Here is a 25,048-nt window from a genome sequence, read left to right as displayed (position 1 = left end):
GAGAAGGTTGGTAAAATAAACACTCGGGGGTGGAAAACTTTTGAATTTACGTAAATGGTTTTTCCTGTTTTGGACAGCCTTGCTTATTGGGGCCGCGGGAGCATTGGGTACAGGATTGATTATGATGCTGGTGAACGGGGAGAAAACAAATGGATTGAATGATTTTCTTCTGTATCTTTTGATCTTATTTGGATCAGGGGTTATGATCAGCGTGTATTCACAAATGGGTTTCTTTGCATATCTGATATTGAATTATATGGGTAAAGGTGTATTTCCAAAGCGCGGTTGGCAGATCGTGCAGATTGTACTAACGGTGTTAGCCCTGCTTGACGTGATGTTTTTACGCCTGTTTGTTGGGGGAGACCGGGAGCGCATATCGGATATTGTGTTAGGTATCATTATTTTGGCAGCTGCAATTGTTACCGCTTACGTTAAAGTAAAGTTGACTCATATCTCTGCGCTCGTACCTACACTCTTTTTCATGATTGCCGTCTCCATAGTGGAGACGATCGGCGTATTACGTATTGATGTGAATGCTGCAACCATATTTATTGTGGTTCCCTTGCTCCTATGTAATGCATACCAAATGCTGATATTGCACAGGCTGGTGGATGTATCGACGAACCGGAGTGTAAGTGGAAAGGCAGAACAGTTGAAAGAAAGCCGAGTATAGAATTCATTTTGCATAAAAAACATACCAAAAAGAGCTAACCTGGTTAGCTCTTTTCAACTTTTAAGCACCTATTTGAGCTATGGCTCAAATGATCTAGTAATCATTGACCGCTGGCTTGGTCACGAACTTCTTTGCCCTCGACACTAGAATGGTTCAGCAGTTCCGAGACGGTAACGAATTCATAGCCCTGGTTTTTTAATTTGTCGATAATGACAGGGAGTGCCTCATGAGTTTGTTTAGAAGAATCGCTTGCATGCAGCAGTACGATGTCACCCGGATGTGCTTTGCTTACTACGCGATCAACAATGGTCTGTACACCAGGGTTTTTCCAATCCAAGGAGTCGGTATCCCACTGCACAACCTGATAATTCAGACTATTGGCTACCTGAAGCACTCGCTTGTCAAAGTCCCCGTTGGGCAGACGTAGTAATTTCGGTTCTTTTCCCGTTAAATCGGTTAAAATGCTATGAGCTGTCGAAATTTCTTTTCGAATTTCTTCTTCAGTCAGGCTGCTGTAGTTCTCATGTCTGTGACCATGGCTGCCAATTTCATATCCTGCCTCTTTGATGGCAGTAACAATTTCGGGGTGTGTCTTGCTCCAGGGGGAGGAAAGGAAAAAGGTTGCCTTCTGCACTTTATTCTCCTGAAGAACTTTCAGAATTGGCTCCGTCCGTTTATCCCCCCAGCTAATGTCAAAGGTAAGTGCGATTACCTTCTTCTCGGTTGGAACGCTGTAGACGGCGGATGGTGCTTCCTCCGAGAATACGGAGACATTGCCTCTCTCCAGATAGATAATACCGATCGCAAAGATGGCAGCAACGAGGACAATCAAGTACCGTTTAATCTTTTTGCCGCTAAATACATAGAACGAGTTCATTTCAATAAGCGCCCCTCTCCCATAAGAAATGTTTGTTTACTCTCCAATGTATGCTCGTACTGCCCAGTTATTCGTCACTGATCCTTGTTTGTCCATCATTTTAGATTCTACAGGAGGTTATTATGTTAAAATTCAGTACATTTCTTAAAGATCTTGGTTCCATCCGCAGTGCATTAATCTGGTCCGTAGTTTTGTTTGCTGTTGGTATAGGGGCAGGATGGGTGAGTACAGGGCCACTGGAAGAACTGTTGTTGAACCAAATCGGAGGATTACGTGAAGTCAGTGAACGGCTGGAGCAGGGGGGCAATGTGCAATGGAACTTCTTTCTGTTTATCTTTTTCAATAATGCCATCAAAAGTGTACTTGTCATCTATGCCGGTATATTCTTCGGAATTCTGCCTGTCATCTTCCTGCTGATCAATGGGATGGTCCTTGGATTTGTGGTGCACACCACGATGAATTATGGAGCAAGCTTCTATGATATTGTGGTTAAAGGTTTACTTCCGCATGGCATTATTGAGATTCCGGTCATAATTATTGCTTGCGCCTTCGGACTGAAGTTTGGTGGTCTGGTTATCAAAAGCCTTGCACAACTTGGAAGTGACAAGCGAAATACGATGGGTACCCGGTGGAGAGCATTCATGAATAGGACGTTAACGGCATCCTTCTGGGTTGTCATCTTGCTTCTTGTTGCAGCAATCATCGAAAGCACACTTACGTATACTCTGGTGAGAGGATAAAATTTTGTGGTGGTTGGCATTCATAAATTTTCAGAAAGTTGACCATAACAATAAAACGGGTTTCAGCAGCACCCACAAAAGCGAGAATGCACGGGGTGTTGCATGAAACTTGTGTAAGTGTGATAAAGAGGCTATGCACAAAAAGGAGAACTCTAATGCTGGGTATGTTGTTTAACGAGAAGGAATGCAAGGAACTAGACTATGTGCTGCGTAAAGAATTAGATGAGATGCTTTTCGATCTAAGTGATAATCGTCTTGACCAAGAGATCAAATATGCTATCGCGAGCCGATATAAGACTGTGTTCCGCATGTATGCACGCTTTGCCCCGCCAAAAGAGTTGTCCAAGTATGCCAGAGGTGGGAAGCTGAAAAAGTCGAAGCCATAATGCTGAAGCTGGTCATATATTCGATTTACAGTAGTGGAAGTGAGGTGCGGCTCTTCATAGCGGGTGCTGTACCTCTGAACTATGAGAATGTGAAATTGTTAAGGGTTTCATACTTTTTGTCGAAAAAAGGTTGACCTTTCTAATTTCATATGGTAAATTAATTTTCGTTCCTTTTTTAGGCGCGGTTCACGGAAACAAGCATGAAAATAAAGCGATTGAAAATAATCGAAAAAATAATGCTTGCAAAGAGAACTTCAACATGATATATTATAAAAGTCGCCGCTGAAACGACGACAACATGAAAAACAGCACTAAATTGAATGTTTGATCTTTGAAAACTGAACAACGAGTGAGTAAACATTCTGCTTGCAGAATGAACGCGAAAGTTTGAAACAAGCCTTGGCTTGAATCGACTGGAGCACAAATGAGATTTTTAATTTCGTCAGATTCAAAATGAGCTTATCGCTCTTTTCAATACTTTATTGGAGAGTTTGATCCTGGCTCAGGACGAACGCTGGCGGCATGCCTAATACATGCAAGTCGAGCGGAGTTGATAGGAAGCTTGCTTCCTTGATACTTAGCGGCGGACGGGTGAGTAACACGTAGGCAACCTGCCCTCAAGTTTGGGACAACTACCGGAAACGGTAGCTAATACCGAATAATTGTTTTCTTCGCCTGAAGGAAACTGGAAAGACGGAGCAATCTGTCACTTGGGGATGGGCCTGCGGCGCATTAGCTAGTTGGTGAGGTAACGGCTCACCAAGGCGACGATGCGTAGCCGACCTGAGAGGGTGATCGGCCACACTGGGACTGAGACACGGCCCAGACTCCTACGGGAGGCAGCAGTAGGGAATCTTCCGCAATGGGCGAAAGCCTGACGGAGCAATGCCGCGTGAGTGATGAAGGTTTTCGGATCGTAAAGCTCTGTTGCCAGGGAAGAACGCTTGGGAGAGTAACTGCTCTCAAGGTGACGGTACCTGAGAAGAAAGCCCCGGCTAACTACGTGCCAGCAGCCGCGGTAATACGTAGGGGGCAAGCGTTGTCCGGAATTATTGGGCGTAAAGCGCGCGCAGGCGGTCATTTAAGTCTGGTGTTTAATCCCGGGGCTCAACCCCGGATCGCACTGGAAACTGGGTGACTTGAGTGCAGAAGAGGAGAGTGGAATTCCACGTGTAGCGGTGAAATGCGTAGATATGTGGAGGAACACCAGTGGCGAAGGCGACTCTCTGGGCTGTAACTGACGCTGAGGCGCGAAAGCGTGGGGAGCAAACAGGATTAGATACCCTGGTAGTCCACGCCGTAAACGATGAGTGCTAGGTGTTAGGGGTTTCGATACCCTTGGTGCCGAAGTTAACACATTAAGCACTCCGCCTGGGGAGTACGGTCGCAAGACTGAAACTCAAAGGAATTGACGGGGACCCGCACAAGCAGTGGAGTATGTGGTTTAATTCGAAGCAACGCGAAGAACCTTACCAGGTCTTGACATCCCTCTGATCGATGCAGAGATGTATCTTTCCTTCGGGACAGAGGAGACAGGTGGTGCATGGTTGTCGTCAGCTCGTGTCGTGAGATGTTGGGTTAAGTCCCGCAACGAGCGCAACCCTTATATTTAGTTGCCAGCATTTCGGATGGGCACTCTAGATAGACTGCCGGTGACAAACCGGAGGAAGGTGGGGATGACGTCAAATCATCATGCCCCTTATGACCTGGGCTACACACGTACTACAATGGCCGGTACAACGGGCTGCGAAATCGCGAGATGGAGCCAATCCCAACAAAGCCGGTCTCAGTTCGGATTGCAGGCTGCAACTCGCCTGCATGAAGTCGGAATTGCTAGTAATCGCGGATCAGCATGCCGCGGTGAATACGTTCCCGGGTCTTGTACACACCGCCCGTCACACCACGAGAGTTTATAACACCCGAAGTCGGTGGGGTAACCGCAAGGAGCCAGCCGCCGAAGGTGGGATAGATGATTGGGGTGAAGTCGTAACAAGGTAGCCGTATCGGAAGGTGCGGCTGGATCACCTCCTTTCTATGGAGAATCGTTTCCTGCAACGGAAACATTCAAATACGCAGGTTCTTAGAACCTGCAACAGCGATTCATTTCGGTCCGTCACTTCGGTGTGGATGAAATGAAGAGCACAAGCAACTCACTCGTTGCTCAGTTTTGAGAGCTCAAACTCTCAAACGTTTGGTGGCGATAGCGAAGGGGTTCCACACGTTCCCATCCCGAACACGACCGTTAAGCCCTTCAGCGTCGATGGTACTTGGACCGCAGGGTCCTGGGAGAGTAGAACGCCGCCAAGCGTAACCCATTTTGGGTTCAAATAGTATATGTAATGTGGGCCCTTAGCTCAGTTGGTTAGAGCGCACCTCTGATAAGGGTGAGGCCGGTGGTTCGAGTCCACCAGGGCCCACCATCTATACCTTTAAACTTTATATGGGGCCATAGCTCAGCTGGGAGAGCGCCTGCCTTGCAAGCAGGAGGTCAGCGGTTCGATCCCGCTTGGCTCCACCAAAAAAGTTTTACAAGTTTGTTCTTTGAAAACTAGATATCGAAACGAAACAAACGCGAATTAGAACATTCCTTTAAGCTGAACTTGTGCAAACAAGTCAAGTGTATAAAGGTAGTTAAATTGCTTTTGTGATGGTATCGGGTGAGAGTGACTTTTGGATTTGGACGTAGTCCAAACCAAGGGAAGCGAGCGACCGAAACCGGAACAAAATGGTTAAGCTACTAAGAGCACACGGAGGATGCCTAGGCGCTAGGAGCCGATGAAGGACGTGGCGAACAACGAAACTGCCTCGGGGAGCTGTAAGCAAGCTTTGATCCGGGGGTGTCCGAATGGGGAAACCCAGCTGGGGTAATTTCCAGTTACACCTAACTGAATACATAGGTTAGTGTGAGGCATACCAGGGGAACTGAAACATCTAAGTACCCTGAGGAAGAGAAAACAATAGTGATTCCGTCAGTAGCGGCGAGCGAACGCGGAGAAGCCCAAACCAAAGAGCTTGCTCTTTGGGGTTGTGGGACGTCTCACATGGAGTTACAAAGGAACCGGTTAAGCGAAGAGGTCTGGAAAGGCCCGCCAAAGAAGGTAAAAGCCCTGTAGTTGAAAGTTGGTTCCCTCCGAGACGGATCCCGAGTAGTGCGGGGCACGTGAAACCCCGTATGAATCCGGCAGGACCATCTGCCAAGGCTAAATACTTCCTAGCGACCGATAGTGAAGCAGTACCGTGAGGGAAAGGTGAAAAGCACCCCGGAAGGGGAGTGAAATAGAACCTGAAACCGTGTGCTTACAAAAAGTCAGAGCCCGTTTTAGGGGTGATGGCGTGCCTTTTGTAGAATGAACCGGCGAGTTACGTTCCCGTGCAAGGTTAAGGTGAAGAGCCGGAGCCGCAGCGAAAGCGAGTCTGAATAGGGCGACTTAGTACGTGGACGTAGACCCGAAACCGGGTGATCTACCCCTGTCCAGGGTGAAGGTGCGGTAACACGCACTGGAGGCCCGAACCCACGCATGTTGAAAAATGCGGGGATGAGGTGGGGGTAGCGGAGAAATTCCAATCGAACTCGGAGATAGCTGGTTCTCCCCGAAATAGCTTTAGGGCTAGCCTCGGAAAACAGAGTCGTGGAGGTAGAGCACTGATTGGGTGCGGGGCCCGCAAGGGTTACCAAGCTCAGTCAAACTCCGAATGCCATAGACTTACTTCCGGGAGTCAGACAGTGAGTGCTAAGATCCATTGTCAAAAGGGAAACAGCCCAGACCATCAGCTAAGGTCCCCAAGTGTGTGTTAAGTGGGAAAGGATGTGGAGTTGCACAGACAACCAGGATGTTGGCTTAGAAGCAGCCATCATTGAAAGAGTGCGTAATAGCTCACTGGTCGAGTGACTCTGCGCCGAAAATGTAACGGGGCTAAACACACCACCGAAGCTATGGCTTGATGCTTTGCATCAGGGGTAGGGGAGCGTTGTATAAGGGTTGAAGGTGTACCGTAAGGAGCGCTGGACATTATACAAGTGAGAATGCCGGTATGAGTAACGAAAAGATCAGTGAGAATCTGATCCGCCGAAAGCCTAAGGGTTCCTGAGGAAGGCTCGTCCGCTCAGGGTAAGTCGGGACCTAAGGCGAGGCCGAAAGGCGTAGTCGAAGGACAACAGGTCGAAATTCCTGTACCACCGTAAGCCGTTATGAGCAATGGGGGGACGCAGTAGGGTAGTGACGCGGACTGATGGATGTCCGTCTAAGCAGTAAGGCTGATGTGTAGGCAAATCCGCACATTGTAAGGCTGAGCTGTGATGGGGAGCGAAAATTATAGTAGCGAAGGTCATGATCTCACACTGCCAAGAAAAGCCTCTAGCCAGGTGATGGTGCCCGTACCGCAAACCGACACAGGTAGGCGAGAAGAGTATTCTAAGGCGCGCGGAAGAACTCTCGTTAAGGAACTCGGCAAAATGACCCCGTAACTTCGGGAGAAGGGGTGCCCCGGTAGTGTGAATAGCACGAGGGGGCCGCAGTGAAAAGGCCCAAGCGACTGTTTAGCAAAAACACAGGTCTGTGCGAAGCCGTAAGGCGAAGTATACGGGCTGACGCCTGCCCGGTGCTGGAAGGTTAAGGGGAGTGGTTAGGAGCAATCCGAAGCTGTGAACCGAAGCCCCAGTAAACGGCGGCCGTAACTATAACGGTCCTAAGGTAGCGAAATTCCTTGTCAGGTAAATTCTGACCCGCACGAATGGCGTAACGACTTGGGCGCTGTCTCAACGAGAGATCCGGTGAAATTTTAATACCTGTGAAGATGCAGGTTACCCGCGACAAGACGGAAAGACCCCATGGAGCTTTACTGCAGCTTGATATTGAATTTGGGTACGATCTGTACAGGATAGGTGGGAGCCTTTGAAGTGTGAGCGCCAGCTTGCATGGAGGCAACGTTGGGATACCACCCTGATCGTATCTAGGTTCTAACCTGGTACCGTAATCCGGTGCGGGGACAGTGTCAGGTGGGCAGTTTGACTGGGGCGGTCGCCTCCTAAAGAGTAACGGAGGCGCCCAAAGGTTCCCTCAGAATGGTTGGAAATCATTCGAAGAGTGCAAAGGCATAAGGGAGCTTGACTGCGAGACCTACAAGTCGAGCAGGGACGAAAGTCGGGCTTAGTGATCCGGTGGTACCGCATGGAAGGGCCATCGCTCAACGGATAAAAGCTACCCTGGGGATAACAGGCTTATCTCCCCCAAGAGTCCACATCGACGGGGAGGTTTGGCACCTCGATGTCGGCTCATCGCATCCTGGGGCTGAAGTAGGTCCCAAGGGTTGGGCTGTTCGCCCATTAAAGCGGTACGCGAGCTGGGTTCAGAACGTCGTGAGACAGTTCGGTCCCTATCTGTCGTGGGCGTAGGAAATTTGAGAGGAGCTGTCCTTAGTACGAGAGGACCGGGATGGACGTACCGCTGGTGTACCAGTTGTTCCGCCAGGAGCACCGCTGGGTAGCTATGTACGGACGGGATAAACGCTGAAAGCATCTAAGCGTGAAGCCCCCCTCAAGATGAGATTTCCCAGTATGTAAGACCCCTTGAAGACGACGAGGTAGATAGGCTGGGGGTGGAAGTGCAGCAATGCATGGAGCTGACCAGTACTAATCGGTCGAGGGCTTATCCAATAGCAAGTGATAATTCGCATGTTTCGTTTCGAATCTAGTTTTCAGAGAACGATCTCTGAAATGAAAATTGGTACATCACAGAACGTGTGTATGATTTTCAGTTCCATATCTGATTTTAAGAAGCTATGCTTCGACAAATCGCGTTTGGTGGCGATGGCGGAGGGGTTCCACACGTACCCATCCCGAACACGACCGTTAAGCCCTCTAGCGCCGATGGTACTTGGACCGCAGGGTCCTGGGAGAGTAGGACGCCGCCAAGCGAACTCTTTCATCATACATAGAAAACAGGCTCTGCATGTGGACGTTGTACGATGAATTGCATTTGCCCTGCAAATGCATATTATTCCCTGATAGCTCAGTTGGTAGAGCACTCGACTGTTAATCGAGTTGTCACAGGTTCGAGCCCTGTTCGGGGAGCCATTTGCTCTCATAGCTCAGTAGGTAGAGTGCATCCATGGTAAGGATGAGGTCACCGGTTCGATCCCGGTTGAGAGCTTTGGAAATGGGGCCCGTTGGTCAAGGGGTTAAGACACCTCCCTTTCACGGAGGTAACAGGGGTTCGAATCCCCTACGGGTCATATAGTTGGAGGCTTAGCTCAGCTGGGAGAGCATCTGCCTTACAAGCAGAGGGTCGGGGGTTCGATCCCCTCAGCCTCCACCATATTTTTATTGGGGATTAGCCAAGCGGTAAGGCAACGGACTTTGACTCCGTCATGCATAGGTTCAAATCCTATATCCCCAGCCATTTTAGTATGAGTCATTAGCTCAGTTGGTAGAGCACCTGACTTTTAATCAGGGTGTCGAAGGTTCGAGCCCTTCATGACTCACCATCATATGCGCGTGTGGCGGAATTGGCAGACGCACTAGACTTAGGATCTAGCGTCTTTGACGTGGGGGTTCAAGTCCCTCCACGCGCATCCTTTATTTGCGGAAGTGGCTCAGCGGTAGAGCATCGCCTTGCCAAGGCGAGGGTCGCGGGTTCGATTCCCGTCTTCCGCTCCAATATTTTTGCGCCCTTAGCTCAGCTGGATAGAGCGTTTGACTACGAATCAAAAGGCCGGGAGTTCGAATCTCTCAGGGCGCGCCATTATTTTTTTAGTATCGGGATGTAGCTCAGCTTGGTAGAGCACCTGGTTTGGGACCAGGGGGTCGCATGTTCAAATCGTGTCATCCCGATTTTTGTTTACGCGGGTGTAGTTCAATGGTAGAACTTTAGCCTTCCAAGCTAATAGCGTGGGTTCGATTCCCATCACCCGCTTACAGAATATAATGAAAGAGCCTTTGCAGATGCAGAGGCTTTTTTATTTTATTTAACGAAATAATCAGCAGTTATTTTATATTATAATTTATGTAAAGTATAATACAGGTTTATTTAAAAAAGAGCCAAGACCTCCCTATTTTAATAGTAAAGGGGTCTTGGCTCTTCTGTTTACCTCTGTGGATGAGCTGCTTCTAAGACGTAGCAGCTATTGTATAGTGACGTGAGTACAATTTAACGTTCGTTGCGATCCGTCACTCTTTTACGCATGCCCGCTAATCCAAGCAGTCCCAACAAACCAAGCCAGCCCCAATCCATGCCGTTGTCACGGTCGGTTGTTGTGGCGTTTGCCCGAACATTGTTGGTACGATAGTCACCATTGTTGCGGTAGTTTCCATCCATGTTCATATTCATGTTAGAATTAGTGTTTGTGCGGTCCATGTAGTTGGTGTCCTGATAAGACCGGACACGTGAGCCGGTTGTATCCATTCCTTTGGACATATGACCATCAGCAGCAGCAGGGCCAGCCATCGCGGCCACCAGAAGCACGGAAGCAATAATTGTTGTACCTTTCTTCATCATGTGGATTCCTCCTTTTTAGTAAGAGCTACAGATTAATCTGCCCAAGAAGACAAGTACAATATGTAGAAAAAGTCTGTTAAGATATACCTTTGAGTCCAATTGAATAACAACATACATAAGAAACTTGCCTAGTAAGCAGACTGTAGTGGGAAGAAAATTATAATTACACCTTTAATTTATTGCGTCACTGTGGTAAAGTATACAAAAGCTTGCTTTGCCGGTCATGTTTCTTTGTATATCATCTGTTCTCAAACAATGAAATTATGCGGTTTAACCTTAATATCAGGTACATGGGATCATATCTAAAAGAACTGTATATTTATGAGTTTTTAAGAATAGGTATGAGACTTTTGATTTATCTAAAGTACGTGAAAAAGGTATCATGCGACAGTATATGACCATTAATTGAAGCAGAACAAGAAAATGAATAAAAAAGCGTGTTTTTGTGCTGTAAATCGGGGATAATCCCCATTTTTTCTAGTAGAAAAATAAAGATTTTCGTACCATTTTATTGTATGATGTTATGAAGGTGTCAAATTTACGTGTACGAATGGAACGATCAGATGGGAGGATAAGCATGACTGAAACTATGGTAACCGCCAGCAAAAGCCAATCCAACAACCTGCTTCGGCGAGACGTGCGGTTCCTGGGCAATATACTCGGAGAAGTTCTTGTCCATCAAGGCGGCACGGAGCTTCTAGATATCGTTGAGAAGATTCGGGAAACGAGCAAATCGTTACGTGCAGAATTTCTGCCAGAACTCTATGCAGAGTTCAAAACGATGATCCAGGAATTAGACTCGGACAATCGTCACCAGGTTATTCGGGCTTTCGCTATTTATTTTCAATTAGTTAATATTGCTGAACAAAACCATCGGATCCGGCGTAAACGGGATTATGAACGTTCTGCTGGGGACGCTGTGCAGCCAGGATCGATTGAGAAAGCAGTACAGGATCTTAAGGAACGTGGACTGTCTCATATAGAGGTGGAAGAGATTCTCGACGATTTGTCGTTGGAACTCGTTATGACAGCTCACCCAACCGAAGCTATGCGCCGGGTTATTCTGGACATTCATAAACGGATATCCGAAGATGTCATGTCACTTGATAATCCTACGCTGACGTTGCGTGAACGTGAACAGTTGCGTGAGAAGCTGCTGAATGAGGTTATTACACTCTGGCAGACAGATGAACTTCGCGACCGCAAACCGACTGTGCTTGATGAAGTGCGGAACGGGATGTATTACTTTCATGAAACGTTGTTCCACGTACTTCCGGATGTATATCAGGAGCTGGAACGCTGCCTGAACAAATTTTATCCTGACCATGACTGGCATGTGCCGACGTATTTGCGGTTCGGTTCCTGGATCGGTGGAGACCGGGATGGAAATCCTTCGGTAACTTCAGATGTAACATGGCAGACACTGTTGATGCAACGCAAGCTTGCTTTGCGTGAATACCAACGGATTATGATTGAACTTATGGGCCATCTCAGCTTCAGCACAAACATCATTCATGTATCGGATGAGCTGGTGCAGTCGATTGAGCAGGATCGTAATTCTGTTACATTGAAAAAAGTGGATATCTGGCGGAATGAAAAAGAGCCATACCGCATCAAATTGGCTTATATGATTGCCAAGCTGAACAATGTACTGGATGAAAACAAATTAGGTCAGCCTGACCGTTATCATAGCGCACAGGATTTGATTGATGAACTGATGATTATTGATCGAAGTCTGCGCCATCATTTTGCCGATTACGTAGCAGATACGACCATTCGCAAAATGATTCGTCAAGTCGAGTTGTTTGGTTTCCATACCGCAGCATTGGATGTGCGTCAGCACAGTAAGGAACATGAAAATGCGATGTCTGAGATTTTGGCGAAAATGAACATTGTAGAGGATTATGCGCGTCTGACTGAAGACGGTAAAATCGATCTGCTTGCTCGTTTGCTGGATGATCCACGTCCACTTACTTCTCCTTATCACCAATACACGGAGGGAACCAAAGAGTGTCTGGATGTCTTCCGTACCATCAAGCGTGCCCAGAACGAATTTGGGAACGGCTGTATCACAAGTTACCTGATCAGTATGACGCAGGGCGCAAGTGATTTGCTGGAGGTTATGGTATTTGCCAAAGAAGTGGGCTTATTCACCAAAGGTCACAACGGTGACGTTGTATCTACACTTCAAGCGGTACCGCTGTTTGAAACGATTGATGATCTACATGCGGCTTCGGACATTATGCAGAAGCTGTTCAACCTTCCTGTATACCGCGCAAGCGTAAAAGGACGGAATGAACTGCATGAAATCATGCTTGGTTATTCAGACAGTAACAAGGATGGCGGCGTGGTTACAGCAAACTGGGAATTGCGTGTAGCAATGAATGCCATCACGGCTGTAGGTAATGAACACGGCGTTAAGCTGAAGTTCTTCCATGGACGTGGCGGGGCTCTTGGACGTGGCGGCATGCCACTCAACCGCAGTATTCTTGCTCAACCACCACATACGATTGGTGGGGGCATCAAGATTACGGAGCAGGGAGAGGTTATTTCTTCCCGTTATTCCCTTCAGGGGATTGCATACCGCAGTCTGGAGCAGGCAACTTCGGCTCTAATCACAGCAGCACTTAACGGGCTTGAGCCGCAAGAGTCAGCATCCGAACGTCATTGGGACAGCATCATCAAAGAGATTTCGGAAGTATCTCTGACGAAATATCAGGATCTGATTTTCCGTGATCCAGACTTCTTCACCTTCTTCAAAGAATCAACGCCGCTTCCGGAGGTTGGTGAGCTGAATATTGGTTCCCGTCCATCCAAGCGTAAAAATAGTGATAAGTTTGAAGATCTGAGAGCGATCCCTTGGGTATTCGCCTGGACTCAAAGTCGTTATCTGCTTCCGGCATGGTATGCGGCAGGAACAGGATTGCAAAGTTACTATCAGGATAAAGAGGAAAATCTGGTTGTCCTGAAAGAAATGTATGCAAGCTTCCCATTCTTCCGTACATTAATTGATACGGTACAGATGGCCGTAGCTAAGGCAGATCTGGTCATTGCCAAAGAATATTCAGCCATGACTTCGAACAAGGAAGCCCGTGATCGCATCTACGGTCAGATTGAAGCCGAATTCAAGCTCACAAAAGAGCTGATTCTGAAAATTACCGGAGAAGCTGAAATTCTGGATGATGTACCGGTTATTCAAGAATCCATTCGCCTTCGTAACCCTTATGTAGATCCGTTGTCCTACATGCAAGTTCAACTTCTGAGCGAGCTCAGAGATATGCGTGAACGTGGTGAGGATGATACAGAACTGCTCAGAGAAGTGTTGCTGACAATCAATGGCATCGCTGCAGGACTGCGTAACACAGGTTGATGATTGAACTGCTGCATTTGAATAATTATATGTAACAAAGTACCCATTACTTTGTTAACTAAAAAGCTCCATTCTCTGCTCTACGGAGTAAGAGATGAAACGGGACTCCTGCGGGAGTTCCCGTTTTTACTGTTTTTGGCGGATATTTGTCATACAGTCTTGATTTTTGACCAAAGTTGATTTACGATTTGATTGGTGAATTACAAGTGTGGACGGGTATCAGAAGACGGAAGACCCATCAGCATGTCTGGGGGAATAAGGGTGGACAATTTGGAGAATAGGCTTATTAAACTGGTGCTCAAGGGCGACCAGAGAGCCTTTGCAGAAATCGTTGAACTATATAAGGACAAGCTATTTCATTTGGCATACCGGATGCTGAACAATCGTCATGAAGCTGAAGACGTTGTGCAGGAGACGTTTTTGCGTGTGTTTCGTAATATGGAGAAGTACGATCCGAACCAGAAGTTCTCAACCTGGATCTACCGGATCGCAACGAATCTGTGTATTGACCGACTGCGCAGAAAGAAACCTTCATACTCATTGGATGCTGAACTGAATGATCAGGAAGGATCTGATGGTTATGCGATGCTCCCGAGTGATGATCGTACACCGGAGAGTGAAGCTCTCCTGTCAGAAACGCAGACACTCATTCGTGAGGCCATTGACAGTTTGCCAGCCAAGTATAAGTCCGTTATGATTCTGAGATATTTACAGGACTTGTCGCTACAGGAAATCAGTGATGTGACAGGTATGCCCGTAACAACGATCAAGACACGCGTTCATCGGGGCCGTGATTTTCTACGTAAAAAATTGGAGTATAAGTTATAAATGTTAAGCGCCTTTAAATATGGGCGAAATTATTTGAAACATATCCGAAACGGATGCGTATGTAATGTATGCAAGTCTTATGCGTGCTTTTTAATGGCACATGGACTAAGTGATTTAAGAAAGGATTGGCTCTCATATGGATTGCAACTCGGCCGTCTCTTTAATGCATGAATGTTTGGATGAGTCGTTGTCCCCGGCCCAGAAGGTTGAACTGAAAAGTCACCTTGTGATCTGTCCGGATTGTCGCATGCGCTTTAAAGAGTTGGAACAGACGGAAATGTTACTCTTTGCCATGAAACACTATTCACCGTCTGCCTCTGATGAGCTGACCAATCGAATTATGAATGCTCTGCCCCAGCCCAAGAGACAGCAAGCATGGCTCAAATGGGTCAAAGGACATCCCGCGCTGACGGCGGCAGCCTTCTTTTTGGTCGTGATGCTCTTTAGCGCCTTGAATTTCTGGAATCAGAATAACGAAATGGTTGTTAAGGGAAATAATCTGGACCAGATCGTGATTCAGGGTAACACGGTTATTGTTCCTGAAGGTAAGTCAATTGCTGGCGATCTTACGATAGAAAATGGAACCGCACAAGTATATGGTGATGTGAACGGCAATCTGACGGTTATCGACGGACAACTGTTTCAGGCTTCAACGGCGCATATTTCAGGTCAGGTGAAAAGTATTGATCAGGCGCTGGACTGGTTCTGGTACAAAATAACCAATATGGTAAATGAAGTGGCTTATCGCTAGAACAGGGTAAAATTCTTCAATGGTATATACCAAGCAGGGTACCTCCAGATTGCATGGGGTACTCTTTTTTTATACGCAAACTTTGTAATTCATGGTAAATGTGATGTTTATGTGCAGTTTGAGACTGCCGTAACTTGCAACCTGAACGTTAACGTTATAACCTAGATACTAAAGAGAACATACTACTACATATAGATAAGCATTTTGCACAAATCAAATAATGCAAAAATGCGGAGACAAAGGATTATATAAAATCCTAATGGGTTAATATGAGATCAGGGTTTACTCATCAATGGGGATAGCGGGGGCTGGCTTATGAATTATTTTGCTGACTTAACGTGGACAGAGTCCATTAAGGACGTTATCGATATATTGATCGTTACCTATATTATGTACAAACTGATTTTGCTTGTGCGGGGGACACGTGCGGTTCAGCTCCTAAAAGGGATTCTGTTCCTTGTGCTGATCTGGGCATTAAGTACGTGGCTAAACTTGTATACGCTCAAATGGTTAATGAACCAGATGTTTACGTTTGGTGTCGTTGCGGTCTTCATTATCTTTCAGCCGGAACTACGTCGTGGTCTGGAGCAATTGGGACGCGGTAAGCTGTTTGGACGTTCAGCGGCAGCGAGTGATGAAGAACTAACCGTGTTAATTGGTGAGATTATTAAGTCAGTTAATTATTTGTCACGGCGTAAAATTGGCGCTTTGGTCGTATTTGAACGTGAAACAGGTCTGAACGATTACACGGAATCGGGCATTAAGATGCATTCTCTGGTCAGCTCGGAGCTGATGATTAACATCTTTATTCCAAATACACCGCTCCATGATGGAGCCGTTATTATACAGGGAAAACAGATTTCGGCGGCAGCTTGTTATTTGCCATTATCAGAGAATCCTTTTATCAGTAAGGAATTGGGAACACGTCACCGTGCAGCAATCGGGATTACCGAAGTTGCAGATGCGATCTGTTTGGTTGTCTCCGAGGAGACAGGACAAGTGTCACTGGCAATGAATGGACAGGTCGTTCGTGATATTAAGGAAGAATCGCTGATTGCCAAACTGTATGAGGAGTTGCGCCCAACATCCAATCTGAAAAAGAATGGCTGGACAACCTTCTGGAAACGGAAGGGAGGACGTAACAATGGATAAGTGGTTTAACAATAATAACTTTGCCAAAATACTTGCGCTTGCGGTGAGCCTGTTGCTCTGGTTCATGATTCATCTGGATGAAGTACCAACCACCCCTACGATTACAACAGGGACAACCAACAAGGTTGTGGAACGTACGGTGCCTGTTCAACCTTATGGATTAGACAGCAACAGCTATGTGCTCACTTCATTAAGTACGGATGAGGTCCGGCTGGAGATTAAAGGACAGCGCTCGATGCTAACATCGATTTTTACGAATGACGATTACAAGGTACTGGTCGATCTGAGTCAGGTGAAAGATGGGTCCAATACACTGCCACTTGTACCTGATTTGCCTTCCGGGGTAGAAGTGGTCAGCATGGAACCTTCCATGGTTACGGTGAACGTAGAAAAATTGGGCACCAAATCCTTCAATGTGAATATTGTACCCGAAGGGGAACCATCCGCCGGATACAGCGCTGGAACGCCCGTAACTGAACCTTCGACGCCGGTTAAGGTAACTCTGCCCGAAGGGCAACTCGAGGCTGTAGCGAAGGTCCAGGGCAGTGTGAGCGTGAAAGATGCCAAGGAAGATGTCATACAGAAAAAAGTGAAACTTCAAGCATACGATGCTGAAGGCAAGGTCCTTGAAAATGCGATTATAACGCCTCAAACGGTTGAAGTCCGAGTTCCGGTCAATCAGCCCTATACATCTGTACCCTTAAGAATCAAATATTCGGGACAGCTTCCGGAAGGCCTGGTACTCTCCACGGTAGAGCCAAACGTGAAAGAAGTCTCGGTTTATGGATCAGAGGATGCGCTTGCAGGTATACAGTCCTACGACCAAGTAACCCTTGATCTTACACAGTTTGATCAGTCGGGTACATCGACAGTTAACGTGGACTTGACGCCGCCTTCCGGTTTTGAGAAAATCGAGCCTAGTTCGATTCAGATCAAGGTAACCATATCACCATTTGACGAGGCAGAGGAGACAACCAAAGTCTTTCCGAACGTCCCCATCACACTTACCGGTGCGGGGAATGGACTGGAAGGGACGCTGGTTACGCCTCGAAGCGGCGGTCTGAACCTCACACTTACAGGCTCAGCAAGTATGCTTGAGGGTCTGAGTAGTGATGATCTCACGTTAACCGGGGATCTTGCTGGACTTGCGGTCGGAACGCATGAGATCAAGCTTGAAGCCGACCTGCCCCGTTATGCCAAACTGGATGAATCATCCACTGCATTGAGTGCGACGGTCAAAATTAGCGAAAAGGCTGAAGATACCACGACCACTCCTGGCGAAGAACCGACGGACGAGGGAACGGTAGCACCTGACCCAACACCAGCCGAGGTTGAAAATGGGGAAACAGAGCCTGTTCCTGATGATGAAGAAACGGAATCGAATACGGATACTCAGGATCAGGGTCAACAGGGGAGCACAAGCAGTCGAGGTAATTTAAATAATAATAACAGCGGTACTGGCAGTAAAAGTGGCGCGAATCCGTAAACGTTCTAATTTTAAAATTCTCAAAAAAATAATAATAGTGCTCGTATATGATGCGAATAGAAGGAGTTAAATCATGGGGAAATATTTTGGTACAGATGGTGTAAGAGGGGTTGCCAATAAAGAGTTAACGGCAGAGCTGGCTTACAGCATTGGACGTTGTGGTGGTTACGTGCTTGCAGGTGGTGTGGAAAGACCAAAAGTGGTTATCGGCATGGATACTCGTATCTCGGGATTGATGTTGGAATCCGCACTGGTTGCAGGTCTGCTGTCCATTGGCGCTGATGTGATCCGTCTGGGCGTGGTATCCACTCCGGGAGTGGCGTATATTGCACGTTTGTTGAAAGCTGACGCGGGCGTGATGATCTCGGCTTCCCACAATCCGGTTGAGGATAACGGAATCAAGTTCTTTGGTGGAGATGGCTTCAAGCTTTCTGATGAAACAGAGAACCGGATTGAAGAACTGATGGATGCGGAGACTGATCAATTGCCACGGCCAGTTGGTGGCGGGCTGGGTACTGTAACGACAGATGAAGAATCCCGTTATCGTTATCTTGATTTCCTGAAAACGACTGTAAATGAATCGTTCTCTGGACTTAAAATTGTTTTGGACTGTGCAAACGGAGCAGCTTATGAACTGGCACCAAAATTGTTCAGTGAACTAGGTGCAGAAGTCATTGCCATTGGCGCTGAGCCTAACGGCCTGAATATTAATGAGCAATGTGGATCAACTCATCCAGAGAACCTGAAACAAGAAGTGCTCAAACATAAAGCAGATCTGGGTCTTGCTTTTGACGGGGATGCAGATCGTCTGATTGCTATTGATGAGACAGGCGCTGAGGTGGATGGAGACTTCATTCTGTGTATCTGTGGTGATGCGATGAATCGTGCAGGCAAGTTGAAGGACAGTACTGTTGTATCGACCGTTATGAGTAACATCGGATTCTACAAAGCAACGGAGAAACTTGCACTGAAAACAGCTAAAACGGCAGTAGGTGATCGTTATGTGATGGAGGAAATGCGTCGCGGCGGTTACAACTTGGGTGGAGAACAATCTGGCCATGTTATTTTCCTGGATTACAATACAACCGGAGACGGTATGCTGACTGCGATTCAACTCGTGGATACGCTCAAGGCTTCCGGTAAAAAACTGAGTGAACTAAAAGCGCTAATGACCCAGTACCCACAAGTATTGGTGAATGTGCGTGTTGAAGATAAGAGCAAATACGAGGGTAATGCTGCAATCGAGCAAGCTATTGCTACAGTAGAACAACAACTCGGGGATAATGGACGTGTACTCGTTCGTGCTTCAGGTACTGAATCTCTGATCCGTGTTATGGCGGAAGGACCAGATAAAGACGAACTTGAACAATTTGTGTCTCAAATCGCAGATGTAGTGCAAAAAGAACTGGTATAGGACCGGAAGAAATCCCATGTGCATACGGTTTTCTAAAGGGAATTGTTGTGTATAAAGGGTATGATATAACAGGATTTAGGACATATAGTGCGTGTTCAAAAAGTTTGGTTTTCAGTACCGAGAAGATGGAATGAAGATAGAAATGGAGTAGCGGAGCGTAGGGAAACTACGTGAGCAACGGACATTTCGGCTGAATTTCATATTCGATGCTGATTATGCCAATAGGCATGATTCGTAATCAAAAGCGGACTTTTTGAATTTCCTCTAAAGATGGATATTCCTGCGTCCCGGCCTGATGAGACCATAGGTCTGTTTATCCGGTCGGGATTGTAGGTAAATATGCTAAAATTGTCACAGGTACTTTGCTCCATTGCAAAATGGACCTGACGTGCATATAATGAGTGGAGTCGTCATTCAGACACAGAAAGTGAGGAACGTAAGGTTACAGTTATACAAGCGCCAGAGCTTGGAGTTGCGCGGGATGATGTTGATCAGGATTTCTTCTAGGTTGAAGAACGCTGATTAAGATCAACGGCAATCAAGCTGACGAGGTGGAGGTGTTCGGATTGTTCGGCGGGGACCTCCCGGTGAAGCACCAGAGCCGTAAACCGGATTGCGGAAAATGGATAGGTGACTGTCCACACAACGCGCCGGTGCAGGTGCAAGAGTTAAACTAAAATTCAAATGAATGTGCGTGAAGAGCGTAAACAGTACGCGGACGGGAAAATGATGTACATTCATGATTGCATTCATTACAGCTTATGATGACAGCGGGGCGACACGAGGTCGCTCTGATCATTGATAATTGAATAAGTACCAAGTATTCATGAAACGCTAGGCAATCACTCATTTTTCCGATATGCCGCCTCTGCCTGTTTCTCTTCGTGACACAGTATTCATATACAAACGGAGGAAATAAATTATGTGCGGTATTGTTGGATATATTGGTAATAAGAACACTCAGTCGGTATTGGTCGAAGGATTGAAGAAACTCGAGTATCGTGGTTATGATTCTGCAGGTATCGCAGTATTCACACCGGAAGGTCTGCAAATCACGAAAGCTCTTGGTCGTCTTGCGAACCTTGAAGCCAAGCTGGATGGTGCACCACTGGTAGGTAATGCCGGAATCGGACACACACGTTGGGCAACTCATGGTAAACCATCGGATGAGAACTCTCATCCACACACAGATGGAAGCCAGAAGTTCTCTGTTGTGCATAACGGTATTATTGAGAACTACCTGGATCTGAAGGACGAATTGATGGCTCAAGGTCACACGTTCACTTCCGAGACAGATACTGAGGTTATCTCTCACCTGATCGCACGTGAATACAATGGTGATATCGTCAAAACAGTACAAAAAGTGATTACGCTGTTGCGTGGCGCATTTGCACTGGGTGTATTGACAGAGCATGAGCCTGAGAAACTCGTAGCTGTGCGTCAAGCAAGCCCGTTGATTATTGGTATTGGTGAAGGCGAGAACTTCATTGGTTCCGACATCCCGGCAATTCTGGAGCATACACGTAACGTGTACATTCTGAATGATGGTGAAATGGCTGTATTGACACATGATGCTGTCGAATTGATGACGATTGAAGGCAACTTTATTTCTCGGGAAATGATTCGTGTCGATTGGGATGCTGTAACCGCAGAAAAAGGCGGATTTGAGCACTTCATGCTGAAAGAAATTCATGAGCAACCAAAAGCATATCGTGATACTATGCTGGGTCGCATCGATAATGAAAGCAAAAAAGTTCAACTTCCTGAGTTGAAAATGACTGAAGAACAAATCAAAAATATCCGTAACGTTCAAATCATTGCATGTGGTACAGCGTACCATGCAGGTCTGGTTGGACGTACAGTGATTGAGCAATTGGTACGTATTCCGGTTGAAACAGATGTGGCTTCCGAGTACCGTTACCGTTCCCCAATCGTGCACAAAGATACACTTGTAATCGTAGTGAGCCAATCCGGTGAAACTGCCGATACGCTTGCTGCATTGCGTGAAGCACAATCCAATGGGGCACATGTACTGGCAATCACAAACGTAGTGGGCAGCTCCATTGCACGTGATGCAGATGATGTTATCGCAACATTGGCAGGTCCTGAAATTGCAGTAGCTTCTACCAAAGCGTATACTTCGCAATTGATCGCGTTTAACTTGCTTGGTCTGTACCTTGCACAAGTTCGTGGTACTCAATCTGCAGAAGAGATTGAACACACGCTGGCAGCAATGCAAGCATTGCCTGAGCAAGTGGAATCCATGTTGGAGCAAGCGGAAGCAATTAAAGGATATGCAGAGCAAATCTCCAAACATGAACATCTCTTCTTCATTGGCCGTGGTCTTGACTATGCAGTAGCTCAAGAAGGATCTTTGAAGCTGAAAGAGATCTCTTATATTCACTCCGAGGCGTATGCTGCGGGTGAGTTGAAACATGGTACGCTTGCATTGATCGAAGATGGTATCCCTGTTATTGCCCTGGCAACGCAGGAGAACGTACTTGAGAAAACAGTGAGCAACATTAAGGAAGTAAAAGCACGTGGCGCAGATGTATTGGCAATTACGTATGAAGAGCACGTAGCACCATTGCTGAAATCCGTAGACCAAGCGTTTGCGATTCCTAAGACGCTGCCACTGCTTAGCCCTGCTTTGTCTGTAGTTGCGCTGCAATTGCTGGCATACTATGCTTCCCTGGCACTGGGTCATGATGTAGATAAACCACGTAACCTGGCGAAAAGTGTAACGGTTGAGTAAGGTAAGGAATTCAGTAAACTAATAAAGTATGGACAAAATAATGGTCCTGATGACTCTAAGTCATCAGGACTTTTTTGATGTTTCAGGAGGGTGGTTCTAAATATTAGAACCACCTTATTTGTGTTTTTTCATTGTAAATTGCGGTCATTCATTGGACGAAAATCCATCAGATTATAAAGTATCTTAGGAAGAGTATCCTTTTGTAATTCTCACATTTGAAATATTCTTCGTGCACGAATGTAATCAACTTCTTAAAGAGAATCATTAACCTTCGCAACTCGTAAGTGCAAATATATCCCCAAGAAGGATGCGGATCGGGCATAAAAGATCATTTGAATGGTAAAGGAAGATGACTGAACGTGACGGGTACATCTTTCAGCAACTCACAAAATGGTATGCCAAGAAGCAACAATGCGCTCGATGAAGAAGCTTATTACGCGAAGTAAAATTATTGACCGTTCAATTCGGACTCAGAACGCGATTGTAATCTGCATGTAAATGAGTGAAGGACATCGGAAAGCGTATAAGGGAAAACCTCACCTACGGTTTGACGAGGAGGAGCAGAATATATTTACCCTTTACTCTAACAGAGGCGTAGAGAAGAAGGCGTGATACAAAACGATGTCGGCTACCATCCGTGCGGACGCTGTGACCAGTTTCCAGCCAGGCTTTCAGAAATTGGTCAGGTAATCATGTTGAAAATTACAAAGTGCAAGGAATCGGAACACCGGCAAAGAATATTTAAAGGGAATATATACCAAATTTACCTGTTAAATGACTGAATGTCAACACTCGTCGAATTCCTTGATTGATGTCAAATCATGCCCAACGTTTCTTCTCCATTCACTATTTTTAACGAAAAATGTTAACACATAATGTTTTATGAACCAAATTTAACAATATAATGACTATATTTAACAAAAATTTCACTATACATTCTTGTAAATTTTGATATAATTCAACCTAGGTCTTATTCCCTATTATTATAATAAATGGAATTGTAGGGTTTTTTATACCCATCCAAGCTGTGTGCGAGAGACCAGTATACTGGCTTACCAACAAGCCGGCATGTGGGGACCAACAATTGTGGAAAATGACAGCCTAGAATATGTTGCTCCATGACGTCAGAAGGTTTAGAAAGGAAGGTTCAGAAAGATGGAGCCAACCTTATCCCAATTCCGATGGAGGATGAAGCGAGTGAGCATTTTTGAAAAGCTGGAATCCAACGTAAGATCTTACTGCAGAAGCTTTCCGGTGGTATTCGACCGGGCCAAGGGAGACCTTTTATATTCTGAGGACGGAAGAGCATATATTGATTTCTTTGCAGGTGCCGGGGCACTCAATTACGGCCATAACAACGATTATATTAAAGACCGGGTTCTCGATTACTTGACCTCCGACCGGATTATGCACGGTCTGGATATGTATACAATGGCCAAGCGTGAATTCATCCAGAGCTTCTCCGAGCGGATCCTGGAGCCGAAGAAGCTGAATTACAAGCTTCAATTCTGCGGTCCAACAGGGACGAATGCGGTGGAAGCGGCCCTGAAGCTCGCACGCAAGGCGAAGAAGAGAAGTGGAATATTCGCATTCATGGGTGGCTTCCACGGCATGTCGCTCGGCAGTCTGTCGGCGACAAGCTCCAAGTCCATGAGAGAAGGGGCGGGGCTTCCTCTGGACGGAGTTACGTTCATGCCGCACCCGAGCGGGGCTTTCGCAGAAATGGATACGCTCGGTTATATCGAGAATATCCTGACTGATTCGCACTCCGGAATCGACAAGCCGGCCGCGATTCTGCTTGAAACGGTACAAGCCGAAGGCGGAATTCACGTTGTCGACGCGCAGTGGCTACGTGAGCTGCAGCAGATTTGCCGCAGGCACGATATTCTGCTCATTACAGACGAGATTCAAGTAGGATGCGGCCGGACAGGCGAATTCTTCTCCTTCGAACGTGCGGGGATCGAGCCGGATCTCATTACCCTGTCGAAGTCGATCAGCGGGTACGGCCTGCCAATGTCCCTCCTGCTGCTGAAGCCCGAACTGGATATCTGGACGCCGGGCGAGCACAACGGCACCTTCCGCGGCAACCAGCTGGCTTTTGTGGCCGCGAAGGCTGCTCTCGAGTTCCGGGACAGAACCGAACTGGAAGCTCAGGTGAAGCAGAAGGAAGAATATGTGCGCTCGTTCCTTGATCAAGAAATTAAGCCTCTACATCCGTCCATCGCCATCCGCGGACTCGGCCTGATCTGGGGCATTGACGTCTCGGGGTTCATGGATGAAACCGGGGCGAAGCGGGTGGCGGATATCAGCTTCGAGAACGGGCTCATCATTGAAAGAGCCGGCAGAGGAGATTGTGTGCTGAAGATCATGCCTCCGCTGACCGTCTCGATGGAGCATCTGGCCGCCGGCTGCGACATTATCAAGTCCAGTATGCAGCAGGTGATCTCTCAGGAGACCAAGGATTTACTAGTAACGACCTAAGCTTGGCCAAGCCGATGGTCGCCCCCGGCAAGAGGCACGAAAGTGCCTTCCGGAGGGCGTGCGGACTTGATGTTAAGGTAGCGCTTTCACCTCACGCTACCTGCGGTAACGTCAATCAGCATGGAATTCTCCGGCAATCCAAGCGCAGTCCCGTTCGTGCCATACGGAGCATTCTTTGAGCCTCATGCAGTACCCTCGTTAAATTTAATCGTCAGGAAAAGCTCACTACCCCGCAGCCGAATCTTTACTTATCCACACCAGGGCTGTGGGGGAATAATCAAATCGTACATAGAGTGTATCAATACCCCTTAAACATAGGCTTCGTCAAAGGTAGCTCGGGTACCAAATCAGGAGGTACGATCGACTTCCTGCTGGACGGCCGGAACCCTGCGGCAAGCCTTACATCGACAGGAGGAACATTCCTTGTCGTCTATCCCCAAATCCAATTCCGAACCCCAAGTTAAACCAAATCCCGTCTTCGGGTGGCTCGTCCGCAGCAATCTTATTGAAGCAGAGGAGTCCGAAGTAGCCGCATCTCTTGCGTAGAACGATGTTTGTTGTCCTTTACGCATGGGAGCCGAGCGGTACAGCTGCTAGGCAGAGGATTGCCGTATGCGATCAACCGGGCAATCCAAGCGGTGA

Annotated in this window: 14 protein-coding genes, 13 tRNA genes and 4 rRNA genes; 29 read left to right on the top strand and 2 right to left on the bottom strand. The window is 47.0% G+C overall.

What is annotated here, in order from left to right:
- The first annotated feature begins 40 nt into the window (after positions 1-40).
- A complete protein-coding gene (locus tag MHH25_RS27080; protein ID WP_340018593.1) occupies positions 41-673 on the top strand; it encodes a KinB-signaling pathway activation protein in 633 nt (210 codons plus the stop codon).
- Positions 674-773: 100 nt separating this feature from the next.
- On the opposite strand, the gene pdaB is transcribed toward MHH25_RS27080, so the two are convergent.
- Positions 774-1,550: a polysaccharide deacetylase family sporulation protein PdaB gene (gene pdaB / locus MHH25_RS27075; RefSeq protein WP_036607219.1), complete on the bottom strand. Its 777-nt coding sequence runs from the start codon at positions 1,548-1,550 to the stop codon at positions 774-776.
- Between the two features lie 122 nt (positions 1,551-1,672).
- On the opposite strand from pdaB, the gene MHH25_RS27070 reads away from it, so the two are divergent.
- From MHH25_RS27070 to MHH25_RS26980, 19 genes are all read left to right on the top strand, one after another.
- Positions 1,673-2,290: a stage II sporulation protein M gene (locus tag MHH25_RS27070; RefSeq protein WP_036607221.1), complete on the top strand. Its 618-nt coding sequence runs from the start codon at positions 1,673-1,675 to the stop codon at positions 2,288-2,290.
- A gap of 155 nt (positions 2,291-2,445) precedes the next feature.
- The gene (locus MHH25_RS27065) at positions 2,446-2,676 is read left to right on the top strand and encodes a hypothetical protein (protein ID WP_017692114.1); all 231 of its coding nucleotides are present in this window, start codon (positions 2,446-2,448) and stop codon (positions 2,674-2,676) included.
- A 479-nt stretch (positions 2,677-3,155) separates the two neighbouring features.
- A 16S ribosomal RNA gene (locus MHH25_RS27060) occupies positions 3,156-4,708 on the top strand.
- 158 nt (positions 4,709-4,866) lie between these two features.
- Positions 4,867-4,983, top strand: a 5S ribosomal RNA gene (rrf, locus tag MHH25_RS27055).
- A 36-nt stretch (positions 4,984-5,019) separates the two neighbouring features.
- Positions 5,020-5,096: transfer RNA gene (locus tag MHH25_RS27050), tRNA-Ile, on the top strand.
- Between the two features lie 22 nt (positions 5,097-5,118).
- Positions 5,119-5,194 (top strand) — tRNA-Ala (locus MHH25_RS27045).
- A gap of 209 nt (positions 5,195-5,403) precedes the next feature.
- Positions 5,404-8,329: ribosomal RNA gene (locus tag MHH25_RS27040) — 23S ribosomal RNA — on the top strand.
- A gap of 143 nt (positions 8,330-8,472) precedes the next feature.
- A 5S ribosomal RNA gene (gene rrf, locus MHH25_RS27035) occupies positions 8,473-8,589 on the top strand.
- Together the 16S, 23S and 5S rRNA genes with 13 tRNA genes alongside form the textbook arrangement of a ribosomal RNA operon.
- 84 nt (positions 8,590-8,673) lie before the next feature.
- Positions 8,674-8,749 (top strand) — tRNA-Asn (locus tag MHH25_RS27030).
- Between the two features lie 3 nt (positions 8,750-8,752).
- Positions 8,753-8,825 (top strand) — tRNA-Thr (locus MHH25_RS27025).
- Positions 8,826-8,835: 10 nt separating this feature from the next.
- Positions 8,836-8,907, top strand: a tRNA-Glu gene (locus tag MHH25_RS27020).
- 7 nt (positions 8,908-8,914) lie between these two features.
- A tRNA-Val gene (locus MHH25_RS27015) sits at positions 8,915-8,990 on the top strand.
- 9 nt (positions 8,991-8,999) lie between these two features.
- Positions 9,000-9,074 (top strand) — tRNA-Gln (locus tag MHH25_RS27010).
- Between the two features lie 9 nt (positions 9,075-9,083).
- Positions 9,084-9,159: transfer RNA gene (locus MHH25_RS27005), tRNA-Lys, on the top strand.
- Between the two features lie 6 nt (positions 9,160-9,165).
- Positions 9,166-9,246: transfer RNA gene (locus tag MHH25_RS27000), tRNA-Leu, on the top strand.
- A gap of 10 nt (positions 9,247-9,256) precedes the next feature.
- Positions 9,257-9,331 (top strand) — tRNA-Gly (locus MHH25_RS26995).
- Positions 9,332-9,339: 8 nt separating this feature from the next.
- Positions 9,340-9,416, top strand: a tRNA-Arg gene (locus MHH25_RS26990).
- A 15-nt stretch (positions 9,417-9,431) separates the two neighbouring features.
- Positions 9,432-9,505 (top strand) — tRNA-Pro (locus MHH25_RS26985).
- Between the two features lie 11 nt (positions 9,506-9,516).
- Positions 9,517-9,587: transfer RNA gene (locus tag MHH25_RS26980), tRNA-Gly, on the top strand.
- A gap of 234 nt (positions 9,588-9,821) precedes the next feature.
- Here the strand turns inward: MHH25_RS26980 and MHH25_RS26975 are convergent.
- Positions 9,822-10,169, bottom strand: coding sequence for a WGxxGxxG family protein (locus tag MHH25_RS26975; RefSeq protein ID WP_036614046.1), 348 nt, complete (start codon positions 10,167-10,169; stop codon positions 9,822-9,824).
- Between the two features lie 577 nt (positions 10,170-10,746).
- On the opposite strand from MHH25_RS26975, the gene ppc reads away from it, so the two are divergent.
- The 9 genes from ppc (at position 10,747) to MHH25_RS26930 (ending at position 24,952) form a co-directional block, all read left to right on the top strand.
- Positions 10,747-13,539, top strand: a complete 2,793-nt coding sequence (gene ppc / locus MHH25_RS26970; RefSeq protein WP_036614045.1) for a phosphoenolpyruvate carboxylase — start codon at positions 10,747-10,749, stop codon at positions 13,537-13,539.
- Between the two features lie 261 nt (positions 13,540-13,800).
- On the top strand, positions 13,801-14,367 hold the full coding sequence (sigW, locus tag MHH25_RS26965) for an RNA polymerase sigma factor SigW (RefSeq protein WP_036614044.1): 567 nt from the start codon (positions 13,801-13,803) through the stop codon (positions 14,365-14,367).
- A 136-nt stretch (positions 14,368-14,503) separates the two neighbouring features.
- Positions 14,504-15,118 (top strand): zf-HC2 domain-containing protein, encoded by a 615-nt coding sequence (locus MHH25_RS26960; RefSeq protein ID WP_036614042.1) that lies wholly within the window; start codon positions 14,504-14,506, stop codon positions 15,116-15,118.
- A 315-nt stretch (positions 15,119-15,433) separates the two neighbouring features.
- The gene (gene cdaA, locus MHH25_RS26955) at positions 15,434-16,270 is read left to right on the top strand and encodes a diadenylate cyclase CdaA (protein ID WP_017692119.1); all 837 of its coding nucleotides are present in this window, start codon (positions 15,434-15,436) and stop codon (positions 16,268-16,270) included.
- Entirely contained in the window at positions 16,263-17,756 is a 1,494-nt protein-coding gene (locus tag MHH25_RS26950) for a CdaR family protein (RefSeq protein ID WP_051447345.1), read from the top strand. Before cdaA ends, MHH25_RS26950 begins: the two co-directional genes overlap by 8 nt.
- Positions 17,757-17,829: 73 nt before the next feature.
- Positions 17,830-19,170, top strand: coding sequence for a phosphoglucosamine mutase (glmM, locus tag MHH25_RS26945; RefSeq protein ID WP_017692121.1), 1,341 nt, complete (start codon positions 17,830-17,832; stop codon positions 19,168-19,170).
- A gap of 922 nt (positions 19,171-20,092) precedes the next feature.
- Positions 20,093-21,925 carry a glutamine--fructose-6-phosphate transaminase (isomerizing) gene (gene glmS / locus MHH25_RS26940; RefSeq protein ID WP_036614040.1) on the top strand — a complete coding sequence of 611 codons (1,833 nt, stop codon included), beginning with the start codon at positions 20,093-20,095 and terminating at the stop codon, positions 21,923-21,925.
- Positions 21,926-23,122: 1,197 nt separating this feature from the next.
- Entirely contained in the window at positions 23,123-24,406 is a 1,284-nt protein-coding gene (gene ectB / locus MHH25_RS26935) for a diaminobutyrate--2-oxoglutarate transaminase (RefSeq protein ID WP_036614038.1), read from the top strand.
- Positions 24,407-24,829: 423 nt separating this feature from the next.
- Positions 24,830-24,952, top strand: coding sequence for a hypothetical protein (locus MHH25_RS26930; protein WP_256721367.1), 123 nt, complete (start codon positions 24,830-24,832; stop codon positions 24,950-24,952).
- The last annotated feature ends 96 nt before the right edge of the window (positions 24,953-25,048 follow it).

It is taken from the genome of Paenibacillus sp. FSL H3-0457 (genome assembly GCF_037981725.1).
GTDB lineage: Bacteria > Bacillota > Bacilli > Paenibacillales > Paenibacillaceae > Paenibacillus > Paenibacillus amylolyticus.
This window is presented reverse-complemented; position numbering and strand designations above follow the sequence as displayed.

Coding starts and splice junctions, on each gene's coding strand:
- pdaB (WP_036607219.1), bottom strand. CDS start 1,550: ATGAACTCGTTCTATGTATTTAGCGGCAAAAAGATTAAACGGTACTTG.
- MHH25_RS27070 (WP_036607221.1), top strand. CDS start 1,673: ATGTTAAAATTCAGTACATTTCTTAAAGATCTTGGTTCCATCCGCAGT.
- MHH25_RS27065 (WP_017692114.1), top strand. CDS start 2,446: ATGCTGGGTATGTTGTTTAACGAGAAGGAATGCAAGGAACTAGACTAT.
- MHH25_RS26975 (WP_036614046.1), bottom strand. CDS start 10,169: ATGATGAAGAAAGGTACAACAATTATTGCTTCCGTGCTTCTGGTGGCC.
- ppc (WP_036614045.1), top strand. CDS start 10,747: ATGACTGAAACTATGGTAACCGCCAGCAAAAGCCAATCCAACAACCTG.
- MHH25_RS26960 (WP_036614042.1), top strand. CDS start 14,504: ATGGATTGCAACTCGGCCGTCTCTTTAATGCATGAATGTTTGGATGAG.
- cdaA (WP_017692119.1), top strand. CDS start 15,434: ATGAATTATTTTGCTGACTTAACGTGGACAGAGTCCATTAAGGACGTT.
- MHH25_RS26950 (WP_051447345.1), top strand. CDS start 16,263: ATGGATAAGTGGTTTAACAATAATAACTTTGCCAAAATACTTGCGCTT.
- glmM (WP_017692121.1), top strand. CDS start 17,830: ATGGGGAAATATTTTGGTACAGATGGTGTAAGAGGGGTTGCCAATAAA.
- glmS (WP_036614040.1), top strand. CDS start 20,093: ATGTGCGGTATTGTTGGATATATTGGTAATAAGAACACTCAGTCGGTA.